36 protein-coding genes and 1 pseudogene are annotated in these 26,739 nt (G+C 51.4%); 31 read left to right on the forward strand and 6 right to left on the reverse strand.

Annotated features, from left to right (window positions below):
- The first annotated feature begins 72 nt into the window (after positions 1-72).
- The 19 genes and pseudogenes from WMO45_RS02660 to WMO45_RS02750 all read left to right on the forward strand — a co-directional run bounded on the left by WMO45_RS02660 (position 73) and on the right by WMO45_RS02750 (position 12,571).
- The gene (locus WMO45_RS02660) at positions 73-624 is read left to right on the forward strand and encodes a helix-turn-helix transcriptional regulator (protein ID WP_349139108.1); all 552 of its coding nucleotides are present in this window, start codon (positions 73-75) and stop codon (positions 622-624) included.
- Complete coding sequence (locus WMO45_RS02665; protein ID WP_349139109.1) at positions 621-1,985, forward strand: NAD(P)H-dependent oxidoreductase; 1,365 nt, start codon at positions 621-623, stop codon at positions 1,983-1,985. The genes WMO45_RS02660 and WMO45_RS02665 overlap by 4 nt, the downstream gene beginning before the upstream one ends.
- A 27-nt stretch (positions 1,986-2,012) precedes the next feature.
- Positions 2,013-2,915, forward strand: a complete 903-nt coding sequence (locus WMO45_RS02670) for a DMT family transporter (RefSeq protein WP_349139110.1) — start codon at positions 2,013-2,015, stop codon at positions 2,913-2,915.
- A gap of 21 nt (positions 2,916-2,936) precedes the next feature.
- Positions 2,937-3,383, forward strand: a complete 447-nt coding sequence (locus WMO45_RS02675; RefSeq protein ID WP_349139111.1) for a hypothetical protein — start codon at positions 2,937-2,939, stop codon at positions 3,381-3,383.
- Positions 3,380-4,093, forward strand: a complete 714-nt coding sequence (locus WMO45_RS02680; RefSeq protein WP_349139112.1) for an alpha/beta fold hydrolase — start codon at positions 3,380-3,382, stop codon at positions 4,091-4,093. Before WMO45_RS02675 ends, WMO45_RS02680 begins: the two co-directional genes overlap by 4 nt.
- A gap of 273 nt (positions 4,094-4,366) precedes the next feature.
- The gene (locus WMO45_RS02685; protein ID WP_349139331.1) at positions 4,367-4,957 is read left to right on the forward strand and encodes a TetR/AcrR family transcriptional regulator; all 591 of its coding nucleotides are present in this window, start codon (positions 4,367-4,369) and stop codon (positions 4,955-4,957) included.
- A 91-nt stretch (positions 4,958-5,048) separates the two neighbouring features.
- Entirely contained in the window at positions 5,049-5,780 is a 732-nt protein-coding gene (locus WMO45_RS02690) for an AlkZ-related protein (RefSeq protein WP_349139113.1), read from the forward strand.
- 13 nt (positions 5,781-5,793) lie between these two features.
- A complete protein-coding gene (locus tag WMO45_RS02695) occupies positions 5,794-6,366 on the forward strand; it encodes an SGNH/GDSL hydrolase family protein (protein WP_349139114.1) in 573 nt (190 codons plus the stop codon).
- Complete coding sequence (locus tag WMO45_RS02700) at positions 6,363-6,773, forward strand: peptide deformylase (RefSeq protein ID WP_349139115.1); 411 nt, start codon at positions 6,363-6,365, stop codon at positions 6,771-6,773. Before WMO45_RS02695 ends, WMO45_RS02700 begins: the two co-directional genes overlap by 4 nt.
- Positions 6,770-7,084: a TIGR04076 family protein gene (locus WMO45_RS02705; RefSeq protein WP_349139116.1), complete on the forward strand. Its 315-nt coding sequence runs from the start codon at positions 6,770-6,772 to the stop codon at positions 7,082-7,084. The genes WMO45_RS02700 and WMO45_RS02705 overlap by 4 nt, the downstream gene beginning before the upstream one ends.
- Positions 7,085-7,096: 12 nt before the next feature.
- Positions 7,097-7,813, forward strand: coding sequence for an SDR family oxidoreductase (locus WMO45_RS02710; protein WP_349139117.1), 717 nt, complete (start codon positions 7,097-7,099; stop codon positions 7,811-7,813).
- Positions 7,810-8,262, forward strand: coding sequence for a flavodoxin family protein (locus tag WMO45_RS02715; protein WP_349139118.1), 453 nt, complete (start codon positions 7,810-7,812; stop codon positions 8,260-8,262). The genes WMO45_RS02710 and WMO45_RS02715 overlap by 4 nt, the downstream gene beginning before the upstream one ends.
- A 184-nt stretch (positions 8,263-8,446) precedes the next feature.
- Positions 8,447-9,085: a Vat family streptogramin A O-acetyltransferase gene (locus WMO45_RS02720; protein ID WP_349139119.1), complete on the forward strand. Its 639-nt coding sequence runs from the start codon at positions 8,447-8,449 to the stop codon at positions 9,083-9,085.
- 14 nt (positions 9,086-9,099) lie between these two features.
- Positions 9,100-9,558, forward strand: a complete 459-nt coding sequence (locus WMO45_RS02725) for a metallophosphoesterase family protein (protein ID WP_349139120.1) — start codon at positions 9,100-9,102, stop codon at positions 9,556-9,558.
- Positions 9,558-10,061 (forward strand): DUF6933 domain-containing protein, encoded by a 504-nt coding sequence (locus tag WMO45_RS02730; RefSeq protein WP_349139121.1) that lies wholly within the window; start codon positions 9,558-9,560, stop codon positions 10,059-10,061. The genes WMO45_RS02725 and WMO45_RS02730 overlap by 1 nt, the downstream gene beginning before the upstream one ends.
- An 11-nt stretch (positions 10,062-10,072) precedes the next feature.
- On the forward strand, positions 10,073-10,762 hold the full coding sequence (locus tag WMO45_RS02735) for an alpha/beta hydrolase (RefSeq protein WP_349139122.1): 690 nt from the start codon (positions 10,073-10,075) through the stop codon (positions 10,760-10,762).
- A 149-nt stretch (positions 10,763-10,911) separates the two neighbouring features.
- Positions 10,912-11,424 (forward strand): annotated as a pseudogene (locus WMO45_RS02740) (DUF5714 domain-containing protein); the annotation flags it as partial.
- Positions 11,416-11,859 (forward strand): arsenate reductase ArsC, encoded by a 444-nt coding sequence (locus tag WMO45_RS02745; protein ID WP_349139332.1) that lies wholly within the window; start codon positions 11,416-11,418, stop codon positions 11,857-11,859. The pseudogene WMO45_RS02740 and the gene WMO45_RS02745, both read left to right, overlap by 9 nt.
- Positions 11,860-12,121: 262 nt before the next feature.
- Positions 12,122-12,571, forward strand: a complete 450-nt coding sequence (locus WMO45_RS02750; RefSeq protein WP_349139123.1) for a helix-turn-helix transcriptional regulator — start codon at positions 12,122-12,124, stop codon at positions 12,569-12,571.
- Positions 12,572-12,798: 227 nt separating this feature from the next.
- On the opposite strand, the gene WMO45_RS02755 is transcribed toward WMO45_RS02750, so the two are convergent.
- The 4 genes from WMO45_RS02755 to WMO45_RS02770 form a co-directional block, all read right to left on the reverse strand.
- Positions 12,799-13,461, reverse strand: a complete 663-nt coding sequence (locus WMO45_RS02755; RefSeq protein ID WP_349139124.1) for a CatB-related O-acetyltransferase — start codon at positions 13,459-13,461, stop codon at positions 12,799-12,801.
- 131 nt (positions 13,462-13,592) lie between these two features.
- Positions 13,593-13,943 carry a DUF2200 domain-containing protein gene (locus WMO45_RS02760; RefSeq protein ID WP_349139125.1) on the reverse strand — a complete coding sequence of 117 codons (351 nt, stop codon included), beginning with the start codon at positions 13,941-13,943 and terminating at the stop codon, positions 13,593-13,595.
- 4 nt (positions 13,944-13,947) lie between these two features.
- A complete protein-coding gene (locus WMO45_RS02765; protein WP_349139126.1) occupies positions 13,948-14,859 on the reverse strand; it encodes an O-acetyl-ADP-ribose deacetylase in 912 nt (303 codons plus the stop codon).
- 27 nt (positions 14,860-14,886) lie between these two features.
- Positions 14,887-15,396 carry an AAA family ATPase gene (locus WMO45_RS02770; protein ID WP_349139127.1) on the reverse strand — a complete coding sequence of 170 codons (510 nt, stop codon included), beginning with the start codon at positions 15,394-15,396 and terminating at the stop codon, positions 14,887-14,889.
- Between the two features lie 202 nt (positions 15,397-15,598).
- Here WMO45_RS02770 and WMO45_RS02775 point away from each other — a divergent pair, with 202 nt between their 5' ends.
- The 3 genes from WMO45_RS02775 (at position 15,599) to WMO45_RS02785 (ending at position 18,641) form a co-directional block, all read left to right on the forward strand.
- Positions 15,599-16,156, forward strand: coding sequence for a TetR/AcrR family transcriptional regulator (locus WMO45_RS02775; RefSeq protein WP_349139128.1), 558 nt, complete (start codon positions 15,599-15,601; stop codon positions 16,154-16,156).
- Between the two features lie 71 nt (positions 16,157-16,227).
- A complete protein-coding gene (locus WMO45_RS02780; RefSeq protein ID WP_349139129.1) occupies positions 16,228-16,416 on the forward strand; it encodes a hypothetical protein in 189 nt (62 codons plus the stop codon).
- A 1,004-nt stretch (positions 16,417-17,420) separates the two neighbouring features.
- The gene (locus WMO45_RS02785; protein WP_349139130.1) at positions 17,421-18,641 is read left to right on the forward strand and encodes an MFS transporter; all 1,221 of its coding nucleotides are present in this window, start codon (positions 17,421-17,423) and stop codon (positions 18,639-18,641) included.
- A gap of 80 nt (positions 18,642-18,721) precedes the next feature.
- Here the strand turns inward: WMO45_RS02785 and WMO45_RS02790 are convergent, their stop codons facing one another.
- Positions 18,722-19,522: a helix-turn-helix domain-containing protein gene (locus WMO45_RS02790; RefSeq protein WP_002575858.1), complete on the reverse strand. Its 801-nt coding sequence runs from the start codon at positions 19,520-19,522 to the stop codon at positions 18,722-18,724.
- A 78-nt stretch (positions 19,523-19,600) separates the two neighbouring features.
- Positions 19,601-19,864: a hypothetical protein gene (locus tag WMO45_RS02795; RefSeq protein WP_002575859.1), complete on the reverse strand. Its 264-nt coding sequence runs from the start codon at positions 19,862-19,864 to the stop codon at positions 19,601-19,603.
- 228 nt (positions 19,865-20,092) lie between these two features.
- On the opposite strand from WMO45_RS02795, the gene WMO45_RS02800 reads away from it, so the two are divergent.
- From WMO45_RS02800 to WMO45_RS02840, 9 genes are all read left to right on the forward strand, one after another.
- Positions 20,093-20,506, forward strand: coding sequence for a cysteine-rich VLP domain-containing protein (locus WMO45_RS02800; protein ID WP_002575860.1), 414 nt, complete (start codon positions 20,093-20,095; stop codon positions 20,504-20,506).
- A gap of 111 nt (positions 20,507-20,617) precedes the next feature.
- Positions 20,618-21,013, forward strand: a complete 396-nt coding sequence (locus tag WMO45_RS02805) for a replication initiator protein A (protein WP_002575861.1) — start codon at positions 20,618-20,620, stop codon at positions 21,011-21,013.
- A gap of 173 nt (positions 21,014-21,186) precedes the next feature.
- The gene (gene mobV, locus WMO45_RS02810) at positions 21,187-22,131 is read left to right on the forward strand and encodes a MobV family relaxase (RefSeq protein ID WP_002575862.1); all 945 of its coding nucleotides are present in this window, start codon (positions 21,187-21,189) and stop codon (positions 22,129-22,131) included.
- 4 nt (positions 22,132-22,135) lie between these two features.
- On the forward strand, positions 22,136-22,327 hold the full coding sequence (locus WMO45_RS02815; protein WP_321118048.1) for a hypothetical protein: 192 nt from the start codon (positions 22,136-22,138) through the stop codon (positions 22,325-22,327).
- Positions 22,328-22,421: 94 nt separating this feature from the next.
- The gene (locus WMO45_RS02820; protein ID WP_002575864.1) at positions 22,422-23,933 is read left to right on the forward strand and encodes a recombinase family protein; all 1,512 of its coding nucleotides are present in this window, start codon (positions 22,422-22,424) and stop codon (positions 23,931-23,933) included.
- Positions 23,921-24,304: a hypothetical protein gene (locus WMO45_RS02825; RefSeq protein ID WP_349139131.1), complete on the forward strand. Its 384-nt coding sequence runs from the start codon at positions 23,921-23,923 to the stop codon at positions 24,302-24,304. Before WMO45_RS02820 ends, WMO45_RS02825 begins: the two co-directional genes overlap by 13 nt.
- Positions 24,305-24,307: 3 nt before the next feature.
- Entirely contained in the window at positions 24,308-24,985 is a 678-nt protein-coding gene (locus WMO45_RS02830) for a hypothetical protein (protein ID WP_349139132.1), read from the forward strand.
- Between the two features lie 196 nt (positions 24,986-25,181).
- Positions 25,182-25,628: a MarR family transcriptional regulator gene (locus tag WMO45_RS02835; protein ID WP_349139133.1), complete on the forward strand. Its 447-nt coding sequence runs from the start codon at positions 25,182-25,184 to the stop codon at positions 25,626-25,628.
- Positions 25,615-26,679: an FUSC family protein gene (locus WMO45_RS02840; protein WP_349139134.1), complete on the forward strand. Its 1,065-nt coding sequence runs from the start codon at positions 25,615-25,617 to the stop codon at positions 26,677-26,679. Before WMO45_RS02835 ends, WMO45_RS02840 begins: the two co-directional genes overlap by 14 nt.
- Positions 26,680-26,739: the final 60 nt, after the last annotated feature.

Consider the following 26,739-nt stretch of genomic DNA (forward strand, 5'->3'; position numbering starts at 1 on the left):
AACGTCAAGCAATGGTTGACGCAAATCCTGTTTTTTTCTATAATATCTCTATTCGATATATTGGAGGATATTATGGAATACCTTCTCTTAGGATTGCTGATGCTCTCCCCTATGACAGGATATGAACTGCAGCAGTTTATTAAGAAAAACCTGGCTCTGATCTGCTCCCACAGTGCGGGCAGCGTACAGACAGCCCTTTCCAAGTTGGAAAGGGAGGGCAAGGTGATGATCTGTGAAACCATAGAGGGTAAACGCCGCAAGAAGACCCTTTTCATTACAGACAGCGGTCGAGCCGCCTTTTCCAACTGGGTGGCCCAGCCCATGCAGGCAAGCAAAGTGAAAAATATGGAACTGGCCCGGCTGTTTTTCGCAGGACTGGCCAAACCTGAGGAACGCCTGGCCGCCATCCGTGATTATATCCGGCAGATGGACGAGACCCACAGGGTATTGTGTACCATTCGAGCATATTTTCAACAGATGGACCAGCAGCAGCTGCCTTCGGGGGTCAACTGGCCTGAGGTACTGCGCTTTCAGGGATACACCATCCAGTACGGCATCGCCGCCGCAGAATTTGAGATTGGCTGGTATAGCCGCCTTCTTCACGAATTGGAGGAACAACCATGAAGATTCTTGTTTTGAACGCCAGTCCCAAAGGAAAGAACTCCACTACGGTCCACACTGTCCTGTATTTGCAGGCTCTGCACCCAGAACACTCTTTCACCATCCTTCCGGTAGGCCAGCACATCCAAAGCTATGAGAAAAACTTTGCTCCGCTGCGCGCAGAGCTGGTACAGGCGGACCTGCTGCTGTTCTGCTACCCGGTCTACACCTTTATCGCCCCCTATCAGCTTCACCGGCTTATTGAACTCATCAAAGCCGATGGCGTAGACCTCTCCGGAAAATTTGCCTCTCAAATCACCACCTCCAAGCACTTCTACGATGTGACGGCCCACCGCTATGTGGAAGAAAACTGCTTTGATCTGGGAATGGAAGTAGTTCGGGGGCTGTCTGCCGATATGGATGACCTGCTCACGGAACAGGGCCGGCAGGAGGCCCGGAATTTTTTCGATCAACTGTTGTTCGCCTGTGAACACGGACTGTTTGTTACGCCACCCGCCAGAGCGCCCCAACATGAAAAGACGGTTTATCAGCCGGTACTTCCCTTCTCTTCCAAACGCAAAGATAAGGATGTAATTATCGTCACCAACTGTGCTCCGGAGGATAAAAATCTCCAAAACATGATCACTGATTTTCGCGCCGCTCTTCCCATTGAGAGCCGGGTGGTAAACCTGCGGGATTTCCCCTTTGATGGCGGCTGTCTTGGGTGCTTTGGCTGTGCCATCACCGGAAAATGCGTCTACAAGGATGGATTTGACACCTTTTTGCGCAGCACCATCCAGACCGCTGACGCTTTCGTCTATGCCTTTACCATCTCAGACCACTACACCCACTCCAGCTTCAAATGCTTTGACGACCGGCAGTTCTGCAATGGTCACCGCACTGTCACCCACGGCACCCCTATCGCATACCTCATCAGCGGCGACTATCAGTATGAGAACAACCTGCGTATGATCGTGGAGGGACGCAGTGAAGTGGGTGGTAATTATCTGTGCGGCGTAGCCACCGACGAGGGAAACACAGCAGCCAATATCCAGACCTTGGCCGATTGCCTGGTATTTGCTCTGGAGAAGAAGCTGTCCCGCCCGGCCAATTTCTACGGCGTGGGCGGCATGAAAATCTTCCGGGACCTGATCTATATCATGCAGGGTATCATGAAAGCTGACCACAAGTTTTATAAAAAGCATGGCATCTACGATTTCCCCCAGAAACAGAAAAAGCGCATTTTACAGATGAAGCTGGTGGGCGCTATGCTGGCAGTTCCGTCGGTGCAGAAAAAGATGAAGGGACAGATGAACCAGTATATTATCGCTCCTTATCAAAAAGTGGTGGACGAAGCGAAAAAATCTTCGAAAACATTGGCCTGACCCCCATATAGAAAGAGGGGCTTTGTAATGATAGATAACCTAAAAAAGAAAAAAACAGTCAAAGCAGGAAACAGCGTTGGGTTACTGCATGTATCTGTCATGTTGTTTGGCTTATCTGCTGTTTTGGGACAATTTGTGGATGCACCGGCGGTCATTATTGCTGGGGGGCGGGTAGTTTGTTCTTCGGCAGCACTCCTGCTTTTTTCCCTTGTTACGAAATCCAGCTTAACACTCAGGAGTAAAAAGGATTACGGAATTATTCTGTTTACGGGCGTAATCTTGGCCATCCACTGGACAACATTCTTTCAATCTATACAGAGTTCCTCTGTGGCGATTGGTACAATCACATTTTCTGCTTTCCCATTATTTCTCACCTTTTTGGAGCCACTGCTCTTTCATGAAAAGTTGCGTTTTCGCAGCGTGATAAGCGCTTTGGTTTTACTGCTGGGTGTGGGAATTACAGTCCCTGCCTTTTCACTGGAAAATGAGACCACGATGGGCATTGTCTGGGGGCTGATCTCCGCTCTGGCCTATGCGGTGATGTCGCTTTCCAACCGCTATCTTTCCAGATTTTATGGATCGAGAACGATATGTCTGTACGAACAGGGCACTGCTGCTGTGATATTGCTGCCTTCCATGTTTCTGATACAGGCCCAGTGGACGGTTCAAAATATTGCTGGAATTGTGGTAATTGGACTGATTTGTACAGCACTTGCCCATTCCCTATATGTGGCAGCACAGCGAAACGTTAAGGCACAGATTGCCGGAGTCATTTCTGGAATGGAGACTGTATACGGTATTCTGTTCGCTTTTCTGTTTTTACGAGAAATACCCGGTCCTCGGGAACTTATTGGCGGCGTTATCATTCTTGGTGTAGCGATTTTTTCTTCACTTACATCATCAAAAAACGACGTTCCGGATGGAGAATAAATGTCATAGGGAGAACAATTTATGGATATTTTATCAATTGCAATTTTCATTTTTATTATCATGGAGTCGGCAAATGTGGCCATCCTCTATTTCTGGCCCGGCAGTCAACTGGGCAACGGCGTAGGCGTGTTCCATGCCTATTCCAATCCCGAGAGTGAAGAACAGCGGCTTTTTTCCTCTTATCTGGTGAACTGGGTAGCCGGTGTAAAGCTGATCTTTCTCTTCCTGCTGGCGGTGATTCTGGTCATCGGCACAGAGCAGGTACGTATGTGGGCGGTGGTGGCTATGATCTTGTCCATTGCCACCTATTTCTGGCGGCTGCACCCCACCATCAAAAAGCTGGACGCCATGGGCTGTATCACACCCAAGGGTTATTCCAAGGCGCTGGGCTGGATGATCACCGGGTTTCTCATCATGTTTACCCTGGCTTTGATTGGGCATATACTGACTGAGGTGATGGGAGTATGAAAACAAAGCCAACGTCCCGGCGCAAAAAGTGGCTCATCGCCGGAGGAATCGCTCTTCTTATCCTGGCCATTCTGGCCGGAGTATTTTTCTGGTACGTGTCGGATTACTACCGGGCAGAGGACGTGGCTCTTGAGGTGATGGCCCAGGACAGCGGCATCACTGTACAGGACAATCTGACCATCTTATCCCCCACTTATCCCACCGATACCGCCATCATTTTCTATCCCGGCGCCAAAGTGGAAGCCGAGGCCTACCTGCCTCTGCTGGATCAGATCCGCCAGACCGGAGTCACCTGTATTTTGGTACATATGCCCTTCCATATGGCGATTTTTGATGCCGATGCCGCGGAACAGATAATCCCTCAGTTTCCTGAGATCCAGCACTGGTATATTGCCGGGCACTCCATGGGCGGCGCCATGGCATCCAAGTTCGCCTCAGACCATCCTGACCAGGTAGACGGCCTTATCCTGATGGGGGCTTACATCTACGGAGATTATCCGGATGAAAAGGCCCTGACCATCTACGGTTCCCTTAACCAGAGCGTGGAGGACCACATCGACTACACGGAGAACATCGTGGAGATCGAAGGGGGCAACCATGCCCAGTTTGGCAACTATGGTCCGCAGAAGGGGGATCTGACCGCTACAATCTCTGCAGTGGAGCAGCAGGCTCAGACTGTGGCCGCCATTGAGGCCTTTCTCGGACGGTAAGCAGAATCCGCAAAAAAGGACGCCTGAGCAACAAGGACGTTCTTAAAATCGGCACAAAGCACAAAATGAGTTGTTCCCTTTTGACTTCAGATCCTCTATAATTTTATTGCTGACTGCAGCGATTGGAAACCGTGGATCTTTTATATCAGATACCGGGCCCGTTGTATGGACCTTAGGTCGCATGGACATGGACACGATTATTTGACACGCCTATAAAACTGCTCTTTTAAGAACACCAAACGTATTTGAATCAGGAGGAGATGCGGTTTGAAGATGGACAAATTTGTCAGAAACTATCTCAAGGATGCCATGCGCATGGATGAAGCGTTCATTACCTTGTTGGAACAAAAGGACCTGGAGCATATTACGGTAAAAGAGATCTGCGAAACAGCCGGAGTAACTCTCCCTATCTTTAACCGGCATTATGAAACCATCTCTAATCTTATAGATGAAGTTGTAGAGGTGACCAATCAACGCTTTCTCTCCTATTTTCCTCAGATCAAAGAGGAGACGATCGATGAAACAGAGCCCCAAGAACGAAAGGACCTGCTTCCGATCACTCTGAAGTATCTGCGTCCGTATCTCCATTTTATGAAAGACAACCGAACCATCTATCGTACAGCGTTTCAGAATCCGGATGATATGCAGGCATGTGAACCGTACGGAGATTACAAAGAGCACATTCTCAGCCCAATTCTGGAACAGTTTGATATCCCGATGGCAGATCGCCCCCATTATATCGCCTATTACATAGAGAGAATCATTGCGATCATCAACGAGTGGCTGTGCCAAGACTGCGCTGACGGGGTGGAGCGTGTTGCGGAGCGTATTGAGAAATGCGTACAGGAAGATGAGAACATCTGAGAGACGTGTACCATCTTTACTACTGCATCAAGCCATCAATTGTGGTCCTCCCATCGCTGTGCTATCATAGTTGGACCGGGAGGTATGTACCATGGACATCGAAAATGACAGATGGACGATACGTGGGATGGATTGGAACAATCCATCCCGCATCCACAGCTGGCAGGAACTGATTCGCTGGGTCAATGAAGTAGGGTTTCTCCCCCTCTTTAAAAATGAGATCAACGGCTTCTCCGCTGAGGAGCGCACTTCTGCGCGCTACTGGTGGAGCGGAAATCCGGAGCAAGATCCCTGGGAGTGGCGGCAATTCATGGCCCGCAGCGGCCAAGTAGCTTATGGCAAATTCTTTGGAAAAAAGGCCGGCTTTATTTCCAGGCAATGGTTCCCCCACTTTGCCAACTGGCGGCGGGACGGCTATGATTTTGACAGCCGCTGGGATGAGGCACTGGCCAGTCTTCGCCAGAAGCACATTATGGACCAGTTTAGCGCCAGAGATGAACTTTACTCCTTTGAGCTCAAGCGTTTGGCCGGCTTTGGCAAAGAGGGTGAAAAAAACTTTGATGGTACTGTGACCGACCTTCAGATGGGCGGCTATCTGCTGATCCGGGACTTCCGGCAGCGTCTGAACAAAAAAGGCCAGCCCTATGGATGGCCCATCTCCGTCTATGCCACACCAGAGGCCTTATGGGGCTATAAACATATTTCCTCCGCCTACTCCGTGGAGCCTGCACAGTCCAAACAACTAATCTATGAACAGGTACGCAAAAATTTCCCGTCAGCCACAGAGGCCACACTTCAAACAGTGCTTGGATGGGAAAGATGAAGGGAGTATTATCATGCGGATCTTGATGCTGGGCAACAGTTTTACCTCCAGCAATGGTATGCCCCAGATGCTGGCTGAACTGACCGGCGCAGAAGTAATCTGTCATACCCGGGGCGGGGCACGGTTGTCAGAGCACCTGAATCCCAAGGCCAAATTGGGTGCACAGACACAAGCGGCGCTGGAACATGAGCATTGGGATTATGTGGTACTCCAGGAGATGAGCCACGGGCCCATAACTTTCCCTGAGCGCTTCTTTTCCAGCGTGGAGCAACTATGCGGGCAAATCCGAAAAAACGGTGCCATTCCGATTCTCTACGCCACCTGGGCCTATCAAAAAGGCGGGGCAAAGTTGACCGCCAAGGGCTGGGACTATGATACGATGGTCCGTCAGATGTCGGACACATATCATAAGGCCGCTCAGGAAAATCACACCCTTATCGCCGATACGGGCCGGCGGTTCTACGAACTTTCCGACACTCAGGACCTTTACGCCGGTGACGGCGTTCATCCCAATGAGCAGGGCTCCCGCATTGTGGCGGAAACCCTTGCAGCGGTCATTCAGGCACACGAGGAGGACAAACCGTGATTCGAGATATCTGTAAAGACGAAGCCTTTCTGGCTCAAAAGGCCGAGTACGCCACCCCTGACGATCTTCAAGTCGCCGTCGATCTGCTGGAAACGTTGGAACACCACAAGGACGGCTGCGTGGGTATGGCAGCCAATATGATCGGCGTAAACAAGCGCATTATCGCTTTTGACAATGAAGGCACCTATATGATCATGTTCAACCCGGATATCATTAAAAAATCCGGTCCCTATGACACGGAGGAGGGCTGCCTCTCCCTTATTGGCACCCGGCCTGCCAGGCGCTGGCAATCCATCAAGGTGCGCTGGCAGAACGAGCAGTTCCAGACACGGCTGAAAACCTTTACCGGCTGGACAGCCCAGATCATCCAGCATGAAATCGATCACTGTGAGGGCATCCTCATATGAAAAAGTGTAAGATCACCGTCATGCGCATAACTCGGTACGAGGATTTGATGGCCCAATATGAAAACCCCATCTCTCATGCCTGTGACATGTCGGTAGGACAGGTCTTCATCGCCAACGGCTGGGCCAAACCCGAGGGCTTTTGCCAGAGCGCCTGGGATACCCTCTCCCCTTTTGTGCTGGCCTTGAGCCATGGTGGAGAAAATTTTTACGACGGCTGGATGAAGAACCCAAAGTCGGCCATGCTCTCCTGCAATGACGGCTTCCGTCCAGTCAGTTTTTTCGTTGAGGCCCTGGACGAGGATGCAGATTGAGGAGGACTAACCATGTTTGAAAACAAAGTTGCTGTGGTCACCGGCGGCGCAAAAGGCATTGGCAAGGCCATTGCGGAGGAATTCCGGAAGGAAGGCGCTACGGTGTGTGTCATCGACCTGCTCCCCGGCGGCTATTTTGTGGGAGATGTGGCCGATCAAACGGTCCTTGAGCAGTTTGCCCGAAAAGTCATCGCCGACTACGGCCATGTGGACTATCTCATCAACAACGCTCTGCCCCTGATGCGCGGCATCGATGCATGTACTTACGAGGAGTTCAACTATGCCCTGCGGGTCGGTGTCACTGCGCCTTTTTACCTTGCCAAGCTGTTTATGCCCTATTTTGCTCCCGGTGGGGCCATCGTGAACATCTCCTCCTCCCGGGACCGGATGAGCCAGCCTCAGACCGAGAGCTATACTGCTGCCAAGGGCGGCATTTCCGCCCTGACCCACGCCTTGGCAGTGAGCCTTGCCGGCAAGGTTCGGGTAAATTCCATCTCTCCCGGCTGGATCGACACCGATTACACTGTCTATGACGGCCCGGACGCAGCCCAGCAGCCTGCTGGCCGGGTGGGCAATCCCCTGGACATTGCCAATATGGTGCTTTACCTCTGTTCAGATAAAGCCGGCTTTCTCACCGGAGAGAATATTTGCATTGACGGCGGCATGACCCGCCAGATGATCTACCACAACGACTTCGGCTGGAAACTGGAGAAAGGGAATCTTTCATGAAAACTGCCATTTGCTACTACTCTCGCCACCACGGGAATACGTTGACCGTTCTGAAAGCCATGGCCCAGGTCGGCGAGGTCGACCTTATCGATGTGACGGTGCGCCAGGTCGTCCATCTGGAGGAATACGACTGCATCGGCTTTGCCTCCGGCATTTACGGCTTTGAATTTCAAAAGGCCGTGGTGGAGTTCGCCCGGCAGTATCTGCCCCAGGGAAAGCCGGTGTTCTTTGTCTATACCTACGGCGGAGCCAAGGGCAACGGCGCAAAGTCCCTCACCGAGATCGCCAAGGAGAAAGGCTGTCCGGTACTCGGAGAATTCAGCTGTAAGGGCTATGACACCTTCGGTCCCTTCAAGCTGGTGGGCGGCATCGCAAAAGGCCGTCCGAATGCGCAGGATCTGGAAGATGCCTGCTGCTTTTTCCGCCAGATCCAAGACCGTCTGAGCTGACGCCCAAAGCGTCTCTTTCTCTCAGCCGGTCCAGCAGAAAGCGGACACAGCCCGGCCTGGATAGCAACCTCCGGTTGTTTCCGTTTTACCTCCACAGCGTCGTAACGGAGGAAAATCTCCTTCTTCCGACATGTTTAAAAATCTGATATACTGGAACAACAGGGGCAAAGAAGGTGATCCAATTATGTTTGGTCCAGATCCGGACGCTGTCCACCCCAACGAGAACATCCCCAGCGTCTGCTATATCAAGAATGTCATTACCCGTCCGAACATTGAAGTTGGGGCGTATACCTACTATGACGACGCAGCCACCGGCGGAGAGGACTTTGAGTCCCATGTGACCCACCACTATGCATTTATCGGGGACAAGCTGATTATCGGCAAGTTCTGTGCCATCGGCAAGGGCGTGGAATTTGTGATGAACGGAGCCAACCACCGCATAGCCTCGGTCACCACCTATCCTTTCAATATCTTTGCCCACGGTTGGGAGATGTACACGCCTGCGCTGGACGATCTGCCTCTCAAAGGCGATACCGTTGTCGGCAACGATGTGTGGATCGGTCAGAATGTTACGGTCCTGCCCGGCGTCCATATTGGTGACGGAGCGATTATCGGAGCCGACTCTGTGGTAGCCGGCGACATTCCTCCGTACACCGTCGCAGTTGGGAACCCCTGCCGGGTAATCCGTCCCCGCTTTGACCGGGAGCTGACGGACTATCTGCTGGAACTGCGGTGGTGGGACTGGGATGCGGAGAAGATCTTTCGGAATTTGGAGGCTCTGTGCAGCGGCGACCTGGAGCAAATCCGCCGCATCGAGCCGTGATGGGAGGACACCAAATGAAACTCGCCATTCTTTCCGACACACACGGCCTATTGCGTCCAGAGGTGCTCGAGTATTTGAAAACCGCCGACGCCATTCTCCATGGCGGCGACATCAACAAGCCGGATATTGTCGATAAACTTCGGCAGTACGCCCCTCTCTACATCGTCCGAGGCAACAATGACAAAGAATGGGCAGAGGCTCTCCCCCATGATCTTACTGTCACCTTGGGCGGCATAACCTTCTGCATGGTCCACGACAAGAAAGAACTATCAACGGATCTTTCCGGTGTAGACGTTGTGGTGTTCGGCCATTCCCATAAATATGTTCAGGAAGAAAAGGGCGGCATTCTGTGGCTCAACCCCGGCTCATGTGGTCCCCGGCGCTTCCATCAGGAGATCACTATGATGATGGCCGAGGTTGCTCTTGGAAAGCTCCGAGTGGAAAAGATCACCATCCCCCATGAGGCGAAATGATGGAACTGGGACTTACCTTTCCGCTGCAGAGATTCCTGAAAATAAAAACGCCGGCCTACGGTATAGAACCGGACCGGCGTTTCTGCTGGGACCTGCATGTGATCGACCTGCGGGGGCACAAATGCCTGCTGGCCGTTCACTGTCATAGCCGGTATACCTTCGTCCGCTTCAACGTGACATCCTTTCAGTGGGCAGATATTCCGCGCTTATTCCACGAAGGTCTCACAGAGAGCCTCATCGCCGCTGGTCGCTCCAAAGAGCAGGTAGATGGATATTCGCAACAAGCTGGCTCCCCCATTATCACCCGCACACACGGCCGTCGGGAGGTAGCCTTTCTCAACCGGGCCTGGGAAGATGTACTGGCATCGGATCTGTGTCTGGACTGCTCCCATCAGGCTCAGCCCCTGTTGGATTATGCCGTGAATACCCGTCCCAGCCGTTGCGCAGGCTTTGATGGGCTCGGGACGGGATTGGAACGGATATCCACTATATGGACAAACTGAAAGGCAGAACTATGAACATCCAACGAGTTCAAATCGATACGATTCCAGCAATTTTATACGGGGAACCTGCAAAACAAGGCTACTTATTCCTGCACGGCCAAATGGGCCGCAAGGAGGAGGCGGAGGCCTTTGCTCAGGTCGTCTGTCCCAAGGGGTACCAGGTACTATCCATTGACCTGCCCGGTCACGGAGAACGCCGGGGGCAAGGCAAGTCATTGCTCCCCTGGACGGCGGTATCAGACATCCAGGCCGCGCTGAATTGGGTCAGACCCCGTTGGGAAACGGTCTCTCTCCGGTCCAACAGCATAGGGGCCTATTTTGCCATGTTAGCCTTTGACTCACCGACGCATGTTCTGCTGGTCTCTCCCATTCTGGATATGGAGGGCCTGATTTTAGCTATGATGGATCAGGCCGGTGTATCAGAAGATGAGCTGCGGGAACAGGGCGAGATCACGACTTCCTCCAGCCAGACTCTTTCCTGGAAGTACCTGTGCTGGGTACGGGAGCATCCGGTCCATGACTGGAGCTGTCACATCAGCATTCTCTATGGAAGCGGTGACAATATGACTGCCCGCCGGAGTGTGGAAAAATATAGCCGCCAGCATAACGCCAGACTCACTGTAGTAGAGGGCGCAGAACACTGGTTCCACACAGCTCAGCAATTATCCGCACTGCGAAAATGGGAGGAAAGAGAGAGTTGAATACAGAGGAATGCCTGATCTGTAACGCACCGCTGGAATACCTGGTTCAAGATATGGTCATGGAGTGTGCCATCTGCCATAAGAAAGAACCCAGTAAAACCCGCTGTGTAAAAGGCCATTATATTTGCAACGACTGCCATACCCAGGGTATGGACCGCATCTTTGGTCTGTGCCTTTCCGAACGCTCCACCGACCCCGTAAGCATCGTCCGCCGGATGATGGACCTCCCCTTCTGCCACATGCACGGACCGGAGCATCATGTAATGGTGGGCGCTGCTCTGCTCACCGCCTACAAAAATGCCGGAGGTACCCTGGATCTGGAGCACGCTCTTCATGAGATGTATCGTCGTGGGAAAGCGGTCCCCGGTGGTGCCTGTGGCTTCTGGGGAGCTTGTGGGGCCGGAATCAGCGCGGGGCAGTTTTTGGCCATTGCCACCCAGTCCACACCGCTGGCCCGGGAACCCTGGGGGCTGAGCAATCAGATGACCGCCCGGGCTCTGGAGTGCATCGGCAAGACAGGCGGTCCTCGTTGCTGTAAGCGGGACTCCTTTCTGGCCATTCTCGCTGCTGTGGACTTTGTGCGAGAACATCTTGGAGTGGAAATGGAACGAACCGTCCCCATCTGCCCCTACAGCAGCCGGAATAATCAGTGTATCGGAAGTCGCTGTCCCTTTGCATCCGCCAATCATAAAAAGCCAAAGGTAGCTTTCCTTTGTGTCCACAACTCCTGCCGCAGCCAGATGGCGGAGGCACTTGGCAAACAGCTGGCAGGCGATGTGTTTGAGTGTTTTTCTGCCGGCACCAATCCCGGCACTCAAATCAATCCCGATGCCGTACGTCTAATGAAGCAGGTCTATGGCGTTGATATGGCGCTGACCCAATACAACAAACCTTTATCCGCTCTTCCCGTGGTGGATATCGTGGTTACTATGGGCTGTAACGTTCAATGTCCGACATTCCCCTGCTCCCACCGGGAAGATTGGGGACTGGATGATCCAAGCGGCAAGGGAGACAGCGCTTTCCTTGCCGTCATGACACAGATTGAAGAAAAGGTATTGGATTTGAAACGCCGCGTTCAAACAGGTGAATTGGAATAAATTCAGGATAAAGAAACGCCCGGAGTTTCTGCAAATTCAGAAACTCCGGGCGTCTTGCTGTCATTTCGCTATCTGCTCCAGTTCCCTCTCAATGAGAGAAACGGCAATCGTAAAGGCTTGCATGCGGCACCGAAGCCTTCCTCCCACACCCGCGGAGAAAATGTCAGGAAACCGGGCGAAAGTGTCCGTTTTACTTGGTGGATTTTCTGCACGCCAAACGGTATAATGAAGCACAGAAATCGCCAATCAGGAGGAGAACACCATGAGTTTGGGAAGCAGTTTGTATCAAGCTCGGAAAAAAAGCGGGCTTTCTCAGGAAAATGTAGCTGAAAAGCTGGGCGTCAGCCGCCAAACCATCTCCAAATGGGAAACCAATGAGACTCTGCCTGATATCCGTCAGTCCAAGGGCCTGGCCATGCTCTACCACATGACTTTGGACGAACTGATCGAGTACGACTTTGACGAACAGCAGGCCCAGCAGATGATCGACAGCGTCAGCGACGAGGCACAGGCTCGGATTGACTGGAACAAGGTGTGGAGCAAGAAATACCCGGTCCTGGCTACCTACCATAAAACGGTGCGCATCAACGACTACGCCCCTGCACTGCGGGAACTGCTCACCCAACTGCGGGTGGATTACGGCTACAATAACACCGATGCCCTGCTGGTACTGAAAGATATTTTGGCCCGCGTATGGAAAGGGCAGATGTGAAAGTGTTTCGCCGCAGCGGCCGCTCTGCCGTTTGGGGAAGTTCTCCTCAATGGTGCCGGTGGTATCGCTCTCCAGTTTCTGCATGAAGCCGGTACGATTCTGGAGGAGAACCACTGCTTTCAAATTTTTTCACAACAAAATTCCCCGATTCTGTGTGCCTGCCTTACAGACGCAGAATCGGGGGATTTTACTTTTTCATAGCCGTGGTCACCTGACAGGCGACAAACTCATTTCGTAGCCGTAAGCCTTATCTTGAGCGCTTGCTTCACCTTTTCCAAATCCGGATCACACAGCAAGGGCAGGACCTCCACCAGCGTCTCCGGCTCCAAATCCCACCAAGCAAATTTCAGCAAAAGTTCGGTCAGCTCCTCATCAAAGCGCTGTTTGATAAACTTCGCCGGGTTGCCGCCGAACACCGTGTAAGGCGGAATGTCCTTGACTACCACAGAGTAAGCGGCCACGATGGCGCCATCCCCAATCTTGATGCCCGGCATAATGACACACTCCCGGCCGATCCAGACATCGTTTCCGACCACAATGTCGCCTTTCCGAGGAAGCTGATCCAGATGGGGTGGGGTATTCTCCTGCCATGCTCCGCCAAATACATGGAACGGATAGGTCGTGATGCTGCTGACCCGATGGTTGGCGGGTCCCATGATGAACTTTGTGCCGGATGCAATGGCGCAAAATTTCCCGATGATGAGATGGTCGCCAAACTCCGGGTAGTTAAATAACACATTGTTCTTTTCAAAACCGGCAGGGTCTACCGTATCATCATAATAGGTGTAATCCCCGATAAAGATATTGGGCGCCTTGACCACATTTTTGATGAAGCAAGAGGTTTTATATTCGTTTGGAAAGACCTGATCAGGGTCTGGTATCTGATGCATAGCTGTCGTCCTTTCTCTGTTTTATATCACATCCTTTCCCCGGCATTCTATGGTGGCAACCGCCCGTTTTTTCCTGATTTCTTTCATTGCAGTATCCTCCTGTCATGATGGGGCACATTCCCATCCGACCATTACTTTCTCAAAATCTGTTCCATGGATTTGCCTTTGGCCAGCTCGTCCACCAACTTATCAAGATACCGTATCTCCCGCATCAGCGGATCCTCGACCTCCTCCACCCGGACACCGCACACCTTACCCGTGATAAGCATCCGGTTGGGATTCATGGCAGGGGCATTTCGGAAGAAATCGCCGTAGCTGAGTTCGGACTGTTCCAGACGAGTAATATCTTCAATGGTGTATCCGGTGAGCCAGGCAGTTACCTGACTCACTTCCTCTTTACTGCGGTTCTTTTTCTCAGCTTTCGCCACCAACAAGTGGTATAGTTTAGAAAAGGGCATCTGTGTTACATCGGTACGGGGCACAATATCAACCTCCCAACAGACTCTGATTGAATGCAAACAGGGCCTCGTTTATCTCAAAAATATTATAGTTCCGGTGGGTGATGAAATACTCCACAATGATGTCACCCTTGCTGGCGTTGGAGAAGGCAAAGCCAGCTTTCCCCAGCATCTCCCGCGCCTCCTCCAGCGGCAGCTCCAGGGCCACAGCGAGGGCCATGGCAATAGACTTGGAAGGCTTGTAGTGGATGTCCGTGCGGATCTTAGAGAAATCTTTGTGGTCAATGTTGGCCCTTTTGTAACACTGAGCCTCGGTGATACCTCGCTCATCCATCTTCCGCAGCAGCATTTGGGAAAAGCTCTCACCCATCTGGTCCAAAGTCTCATTACAACGGCATGGTTCCTCCTGATCGTTGATATGGCGGTCATCGATGTAGGCGGCAATATTGGCAAAGAGCGTTTCGCCAATGGTGTAAGCACTCTGGTCAAAAATAACCAGATAGACGGTCATATCGTGGATGAGCAGGAAGTCCCCTATGGTATCCACTGCCACCTTGAGCGCCTGGTCCTTTGGGTAGCCATATGCTCCGGAGGAGATCAGAGGAAAGGCCACCGTCTCACACTTGTTATCCAAGGCCAGCTCCAGAGACGAACGATAGGCAGAGACCAGCAAATCCCGCTCGCCATGTTCCCCGCCCCGCCAGACTGGCCCCACCGTGTGGATCACAAACTTTGCGCCCAGGCGGTATCCCTTCGTGAGTTTGGCTTGTCCCGTTTTGCAGCCGCCTAAGGTACGGCACTCTCTCAACAAATCCGGCCCTGCAGCACGGTGGATGGCACCGTCCACGCCTCCACCTCCCAGCAAGCTCTCTTTGGCGGCATTGACAATGGCATCCACCCTCATAGCGGTGATGTCATTTTGCACGATGTACAGGGGCATTGGGACACCTCCTCGGTTACGATACAATTAAAGATCTACGCAATAGTTCCCGTCAATCAGCACATATTCCACACCATATTTCTGGCAGGATTCCAGCGCTTGAGCGTTGTCCCGGAGCAGGCTTTCCACTGTGCAGGCTGAATCATCTACCCTTTGTTCCACAACATCGGCATATTTTTTAATATCCAGGTAGTGACTTCGGATATACGCTTCACTCATCACCAGACACCGGTATTGAATCTGAGTGCGGTATTTTTCTGCAAAATCCTTTTCCCAGTCAAATGGAATATAGCAGCCCTCGACGATGAGATTCTGCCCGTTTTCGATGACGGTTTTGATCATCTCCCGCACCACCGGCCACAGGTAATCCGTCAGGTCCCGGTCGCTGCTCATGGGTGTGAGCGATGTGTATCCGCTCCGGATCAGGCCCATCTTCAGGTGATCGATGGATAGACAGGGGTATCCATATTTCTGTAACAATCTTTGCGCAAGAACAGTTTTCCCTGTGTGCGATGCCCCTGCAATCAGAAAGACCATATCGTTCCCTCCCAGCCTGGCAGTAGCGGCGTGAATATAGAACGTAACGGATAGCGGATCTCCTTATCATAATAGCATGGGCAGCCTTATCTGACAATCAAAAGGACTGCACGGACCTGGGCAATAACTTTTTTATTGGCCAAAGGCTTGACAAGATAACGCAAAGCCTTATAATGAACATTGTTCATATTGAGGTGATCCGATGAATACCGTTGTCACATCAAAAGAGGAAATCTTAAAGACCAGCCGGGAACTAATCCAGCAGCATGGCTGGTCCGCGGTCAATATCCGCTCGGTGGCGGCAGCCTGCGGCGTGTCGGTTGGTTCCATTTACAACTATTTTGATTCCAAAGCTGCTTTGGTCGGCGCCACAGTGGAAAGCGTCTGGTGTGAGATCTTCCACCGCCCGGAGGATGGGACCGTGTTTCAGGACACCCAGACCTGCATTGCCTGGCTGTACGGGCGGATGGAATACGGCTGCAAACAGTATCCCGGATTTTTTACCCTCCACTCCCTCGGCTTTATGGGAGAGGACAAATCTGACGGGAGACAGAAGATGCAGCAGACCTGGCAGCACATTTTAGCTGGACTGTGTTCTGTTTTGCAGCGGGATGCCAGAGTTCGGCCGGATGCCTTTACCGAACAATTTACCGTTGAAAAATATGCGGATCTTCTCTTCTCTCTGATGTTGTCGGCTTTGCTAAGGCAGGACTATGATCCCACAGTTGTACTGGAGATCGTCCGCAGGACCCTCTATTAAAATTCCCACTCAACTGTGGGAATTTTATGTTCTAGAAATTGAACATTGTTCACCAAGAAGGGAGACAGATAATGAAAGTAAAACGGAATACCCTGTTGCTCCTGGCCTGTCTGGTGTGGAGCGCAGCAGGATTCAATATCCTCCGCATCGGTCTGATGGTCTACCCATCCTATTTTACGGTACTGAATGTTCTGTTGTCTGTACTGGTCTTTAGGTCAGTTTACAAGGAACTACACGCAGACCGTGAAACGGGCTGCTGACAACAAACGGCGCTATGCTCCCGGCTGGGTGCATAGCACCTGTTTGTTGCGGGGGTTTCCAAAGGGGGCAGCGCCCCATTTGGCACACGACTTTGCGGAGCAAAGTGTAGTGTGTTATACGCTCTGTCGGCGTTGCCCTGAAAATACCGTTGCCGCCGGGGAGGGCAAGGGCATTTGACGCGGCAGGAAAGCAGGGCTTTGTTTGGGGCTGGTAAGCCGGAAACAAAGGGCTGATTTCAGCAGCAGACAGGGCGTATTATGAAAGCCCCCGTCCCTCGTCCTCCGCCCCCGGCCTATGGGACAAAAAGTCCCAAAGCTCTGGACACCGTGACCAGATGTGTGGCCACACTCCGGGAAAAGTAGCAGGACGGCAGGAAACCGTCAAGGCTGAAATGAATGGGCTGACGCCCGGCCTTGACCGTTCCCCGCCGCCCCGCTGGATGGGTGGACAAGGTGGCCAATCCCTAAAAGTGTTTGGCCGCACTCGTTCATTTTGGGGCCTTTCTTCTCCCAAAATTGAAATGGGCGGGAAAGCCCTAAAATGGCTTTCCCGCCTTGATTACCCATTAGCAAAGACGGGCGAGACTGTCAACGGCGGCGCTGAAAGCGCCGTTCATCTTGACCGTTGACTGGCTCGCCTGGCTTTGCTACTGCCCGTAAGAGATGGAAAAACAAGATGGAAAACAAGGTTAAAAATGGTTGACAAGTCTATCGGATGTGTGTTATACTGTGCGACAGTTTGAGATTGGAAGGAGGCTTACGTGTGTTAATTTGTGTACGCTAATAAGCAATAAAAAGTAGAAGTACCTTTCCACATGATGGTGGGCTTTTTTTGCGTGCGTATGCAAAGGAACACGTAGGTTTGACACGAGCAGTCTTTGAACTGTATCGTGGTGTTTTTTCGTGCTTTGTTGTTATGCAGGCGTCTGCCCTCTCTGTGGGACAACGCCTGCTTTTTATTGCAGAAACAAAGGAACAATGCAATAAAAAAGGAGGTTCGCATTATGACCCAAAACAACAATTCATGGAGAAAAACTTATTTTACACTTCTTGCCGGACAAGCAATATCCTTTATTAGCAGCGGTATTTTGCAAATGGCCATTATCTTTTATTTGGTTGCGAAAACTAATTCTGCAATCATATTGACGGCGGCAACACTGATTGGATTTTTGCCGCAAGCCTGTTTAGGCCCGTTTGCAGGTGCTTTTGTTGACCGGCACAGCCGTAAAAGCGTAATGATTGGTGCGGATTTGATAATTGCCGCCGCTGGCGGTATTCTGGCGCTGGTGGCGTTTTACATGGAATTGCCCGTATGGTCTATTATGGTTGTCCTGTTAATCCGAAGTGCGGGAACTGCTTTTCATTCTCCAGCATTCAGCGCAGCAACACCTATGATTGTGCCAAAAGAGGAACTTACAAAATGCGCTGGTTACACGCAGACCATGCAAGCAGTAAGTGCGATTATCAGTCCAGCTGCCGCAGCGTTTTTATATGCTGTTTTGCCTCTTAATGCAATTATATTGTTAGATATTGTGGGTGCAATCCTTGCCTGTGTGACTGTTGCGATTTCGTCCATACCAACGCCTGAACTATGTCCAGAAACGAAAAGACAACAGTTTTTACAGGATATGAAAGAGGGGTATGTGGTATTAAAGCAAAACAGGGGCCTCTTTGCTCTGCTCTGGATTGGTGTAATTTATATGTTCTTTTATATGCCAATCAGTACGCTTTTTCCTCTCATCTGTATGTCATACTTCAAAGGAACACCGGCCCATGCCTCTGCCGCTGAAATTGCTTTTGCGGTTGGTATGCTGCTTGGCGGAGTCATTCTGAGCATTTGGGGCGGTTTTAAGAAACGGCGGTACACCATCGGTCTTTCCGTTCTCCTGATGGGCGTTAGCAATATGCTCTCCGGGCTTTTGCCGCCAGACGCATTTCTTGTCTTTGTTGTGTGCTGTACTGTTATGGGAATTTCCGCTCCATTTTACGGTGTGCAAAATGCGATTTTTCAAGAAACGGTCAAACCAGAATATCTGGGGAGAGTTTTTTCTCTACTGACAAGCGCCGCTTCCCTCGCCATGCCGTTTGGCCTTGTCATTTCCGGGCCTCTGGCGGAGCGGCTGGGAGTTGAGAAATGGTTTGTCATTTGCGGAATTGGCATTATCATCGTTGCGCTTGCCGTATTTTTACTACCCGGTTTGAGAGAGATTGACAATACGCAATAATCAACTGCACCTTTTTCTATTACTAAACAAAATGCCTGGATGGTGGTTCTGAAAAACCAGAACCGCCGTTCAGGCATTTTTTATCTTCGTCCTCTCTGCGGTTTTGGATTCTTCAGCAAGTCGGATTTTTCCGCAATCTTTTTCAGCCACTTCCGTTCTTCTACTGACAGCTTCCTAAAATTCAGCTTGAGCCGTTTGCAGATAAACGCCAAGTACGCTTGTTCCGTGTCGCTGTCCTGGCTGACGATTTCACCAGCAGTTTCCAGCATTTCTTTTAGCGGGTTATCCTCTGGGACGCTGAAAAAATCGTCCTTGTGTGTTTCCCGCAGAGCAAGGGCAATCCCGTTTATGTCCCGTTGTATCACATAGCGGCAAAACTCGTCCTCATCAATATGGGCGGTGATAAGCTGTCTTAACTGCGTATCACTCATGCCAGGATTATGCTTTTTTATAACAGTTGCGCTCATCGTGTCCACTATGGCGTTTGCACCCTGCGCCTGTTTCAGTGCCGTTCCGTTCACATAGATTTCAAGGTCAGCCATCAGCCGGGGGAAATCCGGGTGCGCCGCCAGCTCACACAGCAGGGTATTGTCTATCCTCCCGCTTTTCAGCAGGTCAATCATTTCATCACTCAAACGCAGGTCTGCAAGATCGGCGTTTGGGTGATTTTTCATTTCAGACAGCCCCAGCAGATAATCAGCGGTCACACCGTAAAACTTCGCCAGCCGGATAAGGGCATAGTGGCTGATGTCCTTGAAGTCTTCCGTTTCGTAACTGCCCAGCGCAGACTTGGAAAGCCCGGTCTGCTCCGCAAGCTGCCCCAGCGTCAAGCCACGCTCCACACGTAGGTCTTTTAATCGCTCTTGTATGGATAAAGACATATTCACCCTCCTTGCTAGCTCAACGAAAGAGAAGCCGTTATGCTATGTACTATGCTCATAGCATAACGGCATAGGCATTTACAGTTTTATTTTACCATTTGCTACATCTTCACGAAATTTATCAACAAGCTTCGCTGTCAGCTTGGATTTACCGTAGTGTTCAAGTACAAAAGTACGATAACTTTTTCCATCTACAAGCACATCACTTTTTCTGGTCAACAACCAATTTCCGTTACCTCCTCCCTGTTCTCTAATATTCCAGTCTTTCCCATATCTTTTATAGATTTCATCTTTTTTACCTTGAACAGACATTGATTCGCTTGGAATATAAACAATTTGCATAATAGCTCCTCCTTTATTTTGTGCAAGAAGACCAGAAACCTGAATTTGTCTTTTATCTTTTTTTGATTATATCACAAATCCGAGAGCGTGGAAATAGGGAGTTTTTCAGGCTGATTTCCTACCTCTTGGATATACGGCACAGGCGGTCAAAAAGGTGTAGACTTGGGATAGTTCATCGATGGACAAGCACCTTGGAAACAGAACACGCCAAAGAAAACGGAGGGACGCATGAGCAAAAGACCCTATCAACACCTGCCGCCGCTGGAACACAGGCCGGACGGCTCCCCCTACCGCATAACCCCGCCCCAGAAGAGACGAGCCAGCGGCCTGATACGCCGGGAGTGCTGCAACTGCGAGGACGGAAACTGCCTTGCGCTGGACGATGGCGACACCTGCGCCTGTCCGCAGATGATTTCGTTCTCCGTCTGCTGCAAGTGGTTCCGCTGGGCGGTCTTGCCGCTGGACAGGACGCTGGAAGCGGAGATTTACCGGGACAGGGACTTGAAACGCTGTGCGGAGTGCGGCGGTGTGTTCGTCCCGAAGTCCAACCGGGGCAAATACTGCCCGGACTGCGCCGCCAGAGTTCACAGGCGGCAGAAAACAGAAAGTGAACGGAAAAGGAGGTCTGCTGTGGACAGTTAAGAGCGGGAAAAGCCTTGATTTGCAAGGCTCCGCAAGCCCTCAACCGGGGCGGCTGGTATCATTTATCATTCGCCCCGGAAAACGGGCCTCTAACCGTCCACAAAACACGCTATGACAAACACGATTTATATTCACCAGCCGGAAAAGGCGTTCAGTTTCACCCGGCTCCCCAATTTCCTTTTTGAAGCACCCACATTCCAGCCCTTGAGCAACGAAGCGAAGGTGCTGTATGCCTTTGTCCTGCGCCGGGCGGAGTTGTCCCGGAAGAACGGCTGGGCGGACGAGTACGGGCGGGTCTACCTGTACTACCCCATCTGCGAGGTGGTCGCTTTGCTCCGCTGCGGGCGGCAGAAAGCGGTCAACACCCTGCGGGAGTTGCAGTATGCGGGGCTGGTGGAAATCCAGAAACAGGGCTGTGGAAAACCCAACCGCATTTACCCGAAATCCTATGAAGCGGTTCCAAACACCGACTTCAAGAAATCCGGTTATGGTACGCCGGAGGGCTGAAAACCGTACTTGGCGAGTACGAAAATCAATCCTCTTGAAGTACGGAAATCTGACGGTATATAGAAATACAGAGATTAAAACCATCTATTTACATTCATTCCATTCCAATCCTATCAGAGATATTTTCGGCGGGAAAACCCGCCGGAAAGGAATGGAATGGGGAAAGGAGTTCAATGGCACAACACGCAATTTTGCGATTTGAGAAGCACAAGGGCCACCCGGCGGGGCCGCTGGAAGCCCACCATGAACGGAAAAAGGAGCAGTACGCCAGCAACCCGGACATTGACACCAGCCGGAGCAAGTACAATTTCCACATCGTCAAGCCGGATGGCCGCTACTACCATTTCATTCAGAGCCGCATCGAGCAGGCCAGATGCCGCACCCGCAAGGACAGCACTCGGTTTGTGGACACGCTGATTACCGCCAGCCCGGAGTTTTTCAAGGGCAAGTCCCCAAAGGAGATAGCGGCCTACTTCCAGAGGGCGGCGGACTTCCTCATTGACCGGGTGGGCCGGGAGAACATCGTTTCGGCTATGGTACACATGGATGAAAAAACGCCCCATCTGCACTTGGTCTTTGTGCCGCTGACAAAGGACAACCGCCTGTGCGCCAAAGAAATTATCGGCAACCGGGCCAATCTGACGAAGTGGCAGGACGATTTTCACGCCTGTATGGTGGAGCAGTACCCCGACCTGGAGCGTGGGGAAAGCGCCAGCAAGACGGGCCGGAAGCATATCCCCACCCGGCTGTTCAAACAGGCGGTCAACCTCTCCAAACAGGCGAGGGCCATTGAAGCGGTTCTCTCCGGCATTACCCCGCTGAACGCCGGAAAGAAGAAAGAGGAAGCCCTCTCCATGCTGAAAAAGTGGTTTCCGCAGATGGAGAACTTCTCCGGGCAACTGAAAAAATACAAGGTCACAATCAATGACTTGTTAGCGGAAAATGAAAAGCTGGAAGTCAGGGCAAAGGCCAGCGAAAAAGGCAAGATGAATGACACGATGGAACGGGCGAAGTTAAAAAGCGAACTGGACGATATGCGGCGGCTGGTTGACCGTATCCCGCCGGAGATTTTAGCGGAACTGAAACGGCAACAGCGGCAGCATGGAAAGGAAAGGTGATCTTATAAGTAATATCAGATACAAAAAGGAAATCGAAATCGTGACTTTTCAGGGAAAGGAAATCACACTGGAAAATCTCTCCCCGGTGTTCACGCCGGAACAGGAAGCAGCCAAACGCCGGGAACTGGAACAGCAGCTTTATGAGGTGTTCCGCAAGTACGCCGACAAGCGGGAGAGTGAGGAAGCCGGGACATAAGGTTTTCCAAACCCATCATTGATTTGCGGGGCTGCTGGCGGTATAATAGAACTGTCAGCAGCTCCGTTTCTTTTTTAAGAAAAGGAGCGACAATATGAACAATCGGATAGACGCAATCTATGCAAGACAATCGGTAGACAAAAAGGACAGCATTTCCATTGAAAGCCAGATTGAATTTTGCAAATACGAGTTGAAAGGCGGTAACTGCAAGGAATACACAGACAAAGGGTACAGCGGCAAGAACACAGACCGTCCGAAGTTTCAAGAACTGGTGCGGGACATCAAGCGGGGCTTGATTGCAAAGGTCGTGGTTTACAAGCTCGACCGTATCAGCCGTTCCATTCTGGACTTTGCCAACATGATGGAGCTGTTCCAGCAGTACAATGTGGAGTTTGTGTCCTCTACGGAAAAGTTTGATACCTCCACGCCGATGGGACGGGCCATGCTGAATATCTGTATCGTGTTCGCCCAGCTTGAACGGGAAACGATACAGAAGCGGGTAACGGACGCTTACTACTCCCGCAGTCAGCGGGGCTTTAAGATGGGCGGGAAAGCCCCTTACGGCTTCCATACGGAGCCTATCAAGATGGACGGTATCAACACAAAGAAGCTGGTGGTAAACCCGGAGGAAGCGGCCAATATCCGGCTGATGTTTGAGATGTACGCCCAGCCCACAACTTCCTACGGGGACATTACCCGGTACTTTGCCGAACAGGGGATTTTGTTCCATGGCAAAGAGCTGATACGCCCCACGCTGGCGCAGATGTTACGCAATCCTGTCTATGTGCAGGCAGACCTTGATGTGTACGAATTTTTCAAAAGTCAAGGTACAGTCATTGTCAATGACGTTGCCGATTTTACGGGCATGAACGGCTGCTATCTGTATCAAGGGCGAGATGTAAAGGCCAGCAAGAAAAACGACTTAAAAGACCAAATGCTGGTACTGGCTCCCCATGAGGGTATCGTCCCCTCCGACACCTGGCTGACCTGCCGCAAGAAGCTGATGAACAACATGAAAATCCAGTCTGCCCGGAAAGCCACCCACACATGGCTGGCAGGAAAAATCAAGTGCGGGAATTGCGGGTATGCTCTTATGAGTATCTACAATCCCTCCGGCAAACAGTATCTCCGCTGCACGAAACGGCTGGACAATAAAAGCTGTCCTGGCTGTGGGAAAATCATCACTTCGGAACTGGAAGCGGTTGTTTATCAGCAGATGGTAAAGAAGCTGGCAAGCTACAAGACGCTGACAGGAAAAAAGAAAGCGGCAAAGGCAAACCCGAAAATCACCGCCCTGCAAGTGGAACTTGCCCATGTAGACAGCGAGATTGAAAAGCTGGTGGACAGTCTGACGGGGGCAAACAATGTCCTGTTCTCCTATGTGAATGTGAAGATAGCGGAACTGGACGGGCGCAAGCAGGAACTTCTGGCAAGGATAGCGGAGTTGACTGTGGAGGCCATCAGCCCGGAACAGGTCAGCCAGATTTCCGGCTACCTCGATACCTGGGAGAATGTATCTTTTGATGACAAGCGGCGTGTGGTGGATTTGATGATCACCACCATAGCCGCCACAAGCGACAGCTTGAACATCACATGGAAAATCTGACTGGCGGCACCCCTCCCGTCAGATACCTACCCTGTGTAGTCCCTTGTAAACTGTACTTTGCCGTGTTTCAGAGGTTTATCTTCGGAAAACTGGTGAAAAAACATACAGCCAGAATCAACGCTTATCTGGAAGAACGGCATTTTTTCCTGAAATTTTTTGACCGAAAGGCCTTTGCCATTATGGCAGTAATGATGACCGGGGGCATTGGGCTGCGAGTAAGCGGAATTGCGCCGGAGCGGTTTATCGCCGTCTTCTATACCGGTCTGGGCGCTGCGCTTCTGCTGGCCGGATTGTTGTTTGGCCGAAACTTCAGCAAGGCGGCTTTTGCCACAGTCGCCCCCCAAAACAAAACACAGCAAAAAGGAGAGTAAACAATGCAGGCAGTCATGGAAACTCTGTTTGATGCCGTCTATCTGATCTTGGTCATTACCATCGGAATCCTGATGATCCGGGGTAGCAAGGGAAATGGCCAGTTCCGTCTGTTCGGTTTCATGGCGGTGGTACTGGGCGCAGGCGATGCGTTTCATCTGATTCCACGGGCGTATGCCCTGTGTACCACAGGCCTTGAACACTACACCGTTCCCTTGGGCCTGGGAAAGTGGATCACCTCCATCACCATGACCATTTTCTACGTGTTGCTCTACTATGTGTGGCGGCAGCGGTACCGCATTAAGGGACAGAGCGGCCTCACTGTGGCGGTGTATGTCCTGGCTGGCCTGCGGATCCTGTTGTGTATGATGCCGCAGAATCAGTGGCTCAGCGCCGACGCGCCCCTCTCCTGGGGTATCTACCGCAACATTCCCTTCGCCCTGCTTGGCATTCTGGTGATCGTGCTGTTTTACCGCAGTGCCAAAGAACACCAAGATCGGGCGTTCCGCTGGATGTGGCTGACCATTGTGCTGAGCTTTGCTTTTTACATCCCGGTGGTACTATGGGCAGATGCCATTCCCATGATCGGGATGCTGATGATCCCCAAGACCTGCGCCTATGTTTGGACCGTGTTGATTGGGTATCGCGCCATGCGCAAAACGCTCTCTCATACAACTAAATGAAATAAATCAAAGGGGTTGATACCACAGTATGGTATCAACCCCTTAACGTTTATCTTTGAACCTGTCCTACGCACGCTCTACAAACAGGACCAAACTCCATCACTTGAAAGAAGGGAAAGCTTTGTCTGAACCTCTTGACACCAAAGCAGTTTCATCATATACTTAACACCGTTAACTATAGAAAGGATCTGGTGCTATGGAATGGACTGACATGATGCACTATCAACAGCAGTTCCAAAAAATCGTGCGCTCCCTGCTGCCTATACGCAAATCCATGCTTACCGCCAGTGAGTGTGAGCTTCTGGCCCGGCTATATCTGCAGCCGGAACAAAATACACCTCTTTTGCTCAGTCAGGGCAGCGGCATGAAAAAAGAAGCGGTGAGCCGCTGCCTGAAATCGCTCTATGAAAAAAACTGCATACGCAAACAGCAGCAGACAGCGGATGAGCGGAGCTATCGGTTGTTTATCACAGAAACCGGCCTTGCCGAATTAAAGAATGGATATGAGAGTATTCTGCAGCCCTTCTATGATTTGTGGCGCAGTTCCAGTGAAGATTTTGAAGCCTTTATGCATTACGCAGACAGGCTTGCTACACATATGGAGAAAGGACAGGGGAAAAAACGTGACCATGAAGTTTTATGACGCGCTGCAGATGGATCCCGCCATACTAAAACGGAAGATTGCCGCTTGTGACACAAAGCGTGAGAGAATATACTACTGGTCTGCAATGGCGGTACGTTCCGCATTGATTGTTGCCTTTGCCATCGTCTTTATCAGTTTGTTATCCCGTGTATTTGGTGCCGACAACACCCCCCTTGCGGTAGCATTATTCTGTATGATGCTTGGTATTCGCTTTGTTAATTTTGAATACTGTGTCGGCGACTCACTCATCACTCTGGCGGCGGTGTTGGCCATTCTGGTCTTGGCTCCCTGTGCGGCCGCAGTGCTCCTGCCGGTCCTCTTGATCCCATTGCACTTTGCAGCCTTTTTTGCCCTGCTGTGCATGACCACCCAGCGTCCTGAAATGGGTAACGGCGGTTTATACAGCTTTGCCTACATCTATCTGACCGGCAATCCAGTTGTTGGAGAGGCTCTCATACGCCGTGGGCTTCTGGCTCTGGTGGGCTATCTGATCTGCGGCGCAATTCTGTTTGTCAAGCACCGTGATCAGCACAAAACCACTCGTTTTCATCAAGTGATACGGAAGTTTGATCTCTCCATACCAGTATACCTTTGGCAGCTGCGCATGGCGCTTGGTGTAAGCTTGGTAATGACTGCCGGACAGATACTGGATGTGGAGCGGTTTATGTGGATGGGATTTGCCTGTGCGTCGCTGCTGTCGGAATATCCATATTCCGGGAATACCTTTGGCCGGTTTTGGCAACGGATCGTAGGAGCCATCGCGGGTTCCTGTGCATTTTTTGCGCTTTATCTGGTAACACCGGAAGCTTTTCATCCGTTGATGGGGCCCTTGGGGGGACTATGTCTGGGCTTTTGCGTCGATTACCGGTATAAAACCGCTATGAACTGTTTCGGCGCGTTGATGCTGGCTACCGGAATCTATGGGCTCCAGGGGGCGGTAATCCTGCGCATTGTGGATACCCTTCTGGGAGTAACATTTGGATTGGTATTTGCCACGCTCTTCCACCGGCTGGCTGCGGCCAAACTTTTGCCCGATCCAGACCTGGAATGACAAATTGCCCTGGCTGCCCAGAGTTTCCATGTCACTGTCTGATCATCTCCGGCAAGAGTG

This window comes from Flavonifractor hominis, assembly GCF_040095835.1.
GTDB lineage: Bacteria > Bacillota > Clostridia > Oscillospirales > Oscillospiraceae > Flavonifractor > Flavonifractor hominis.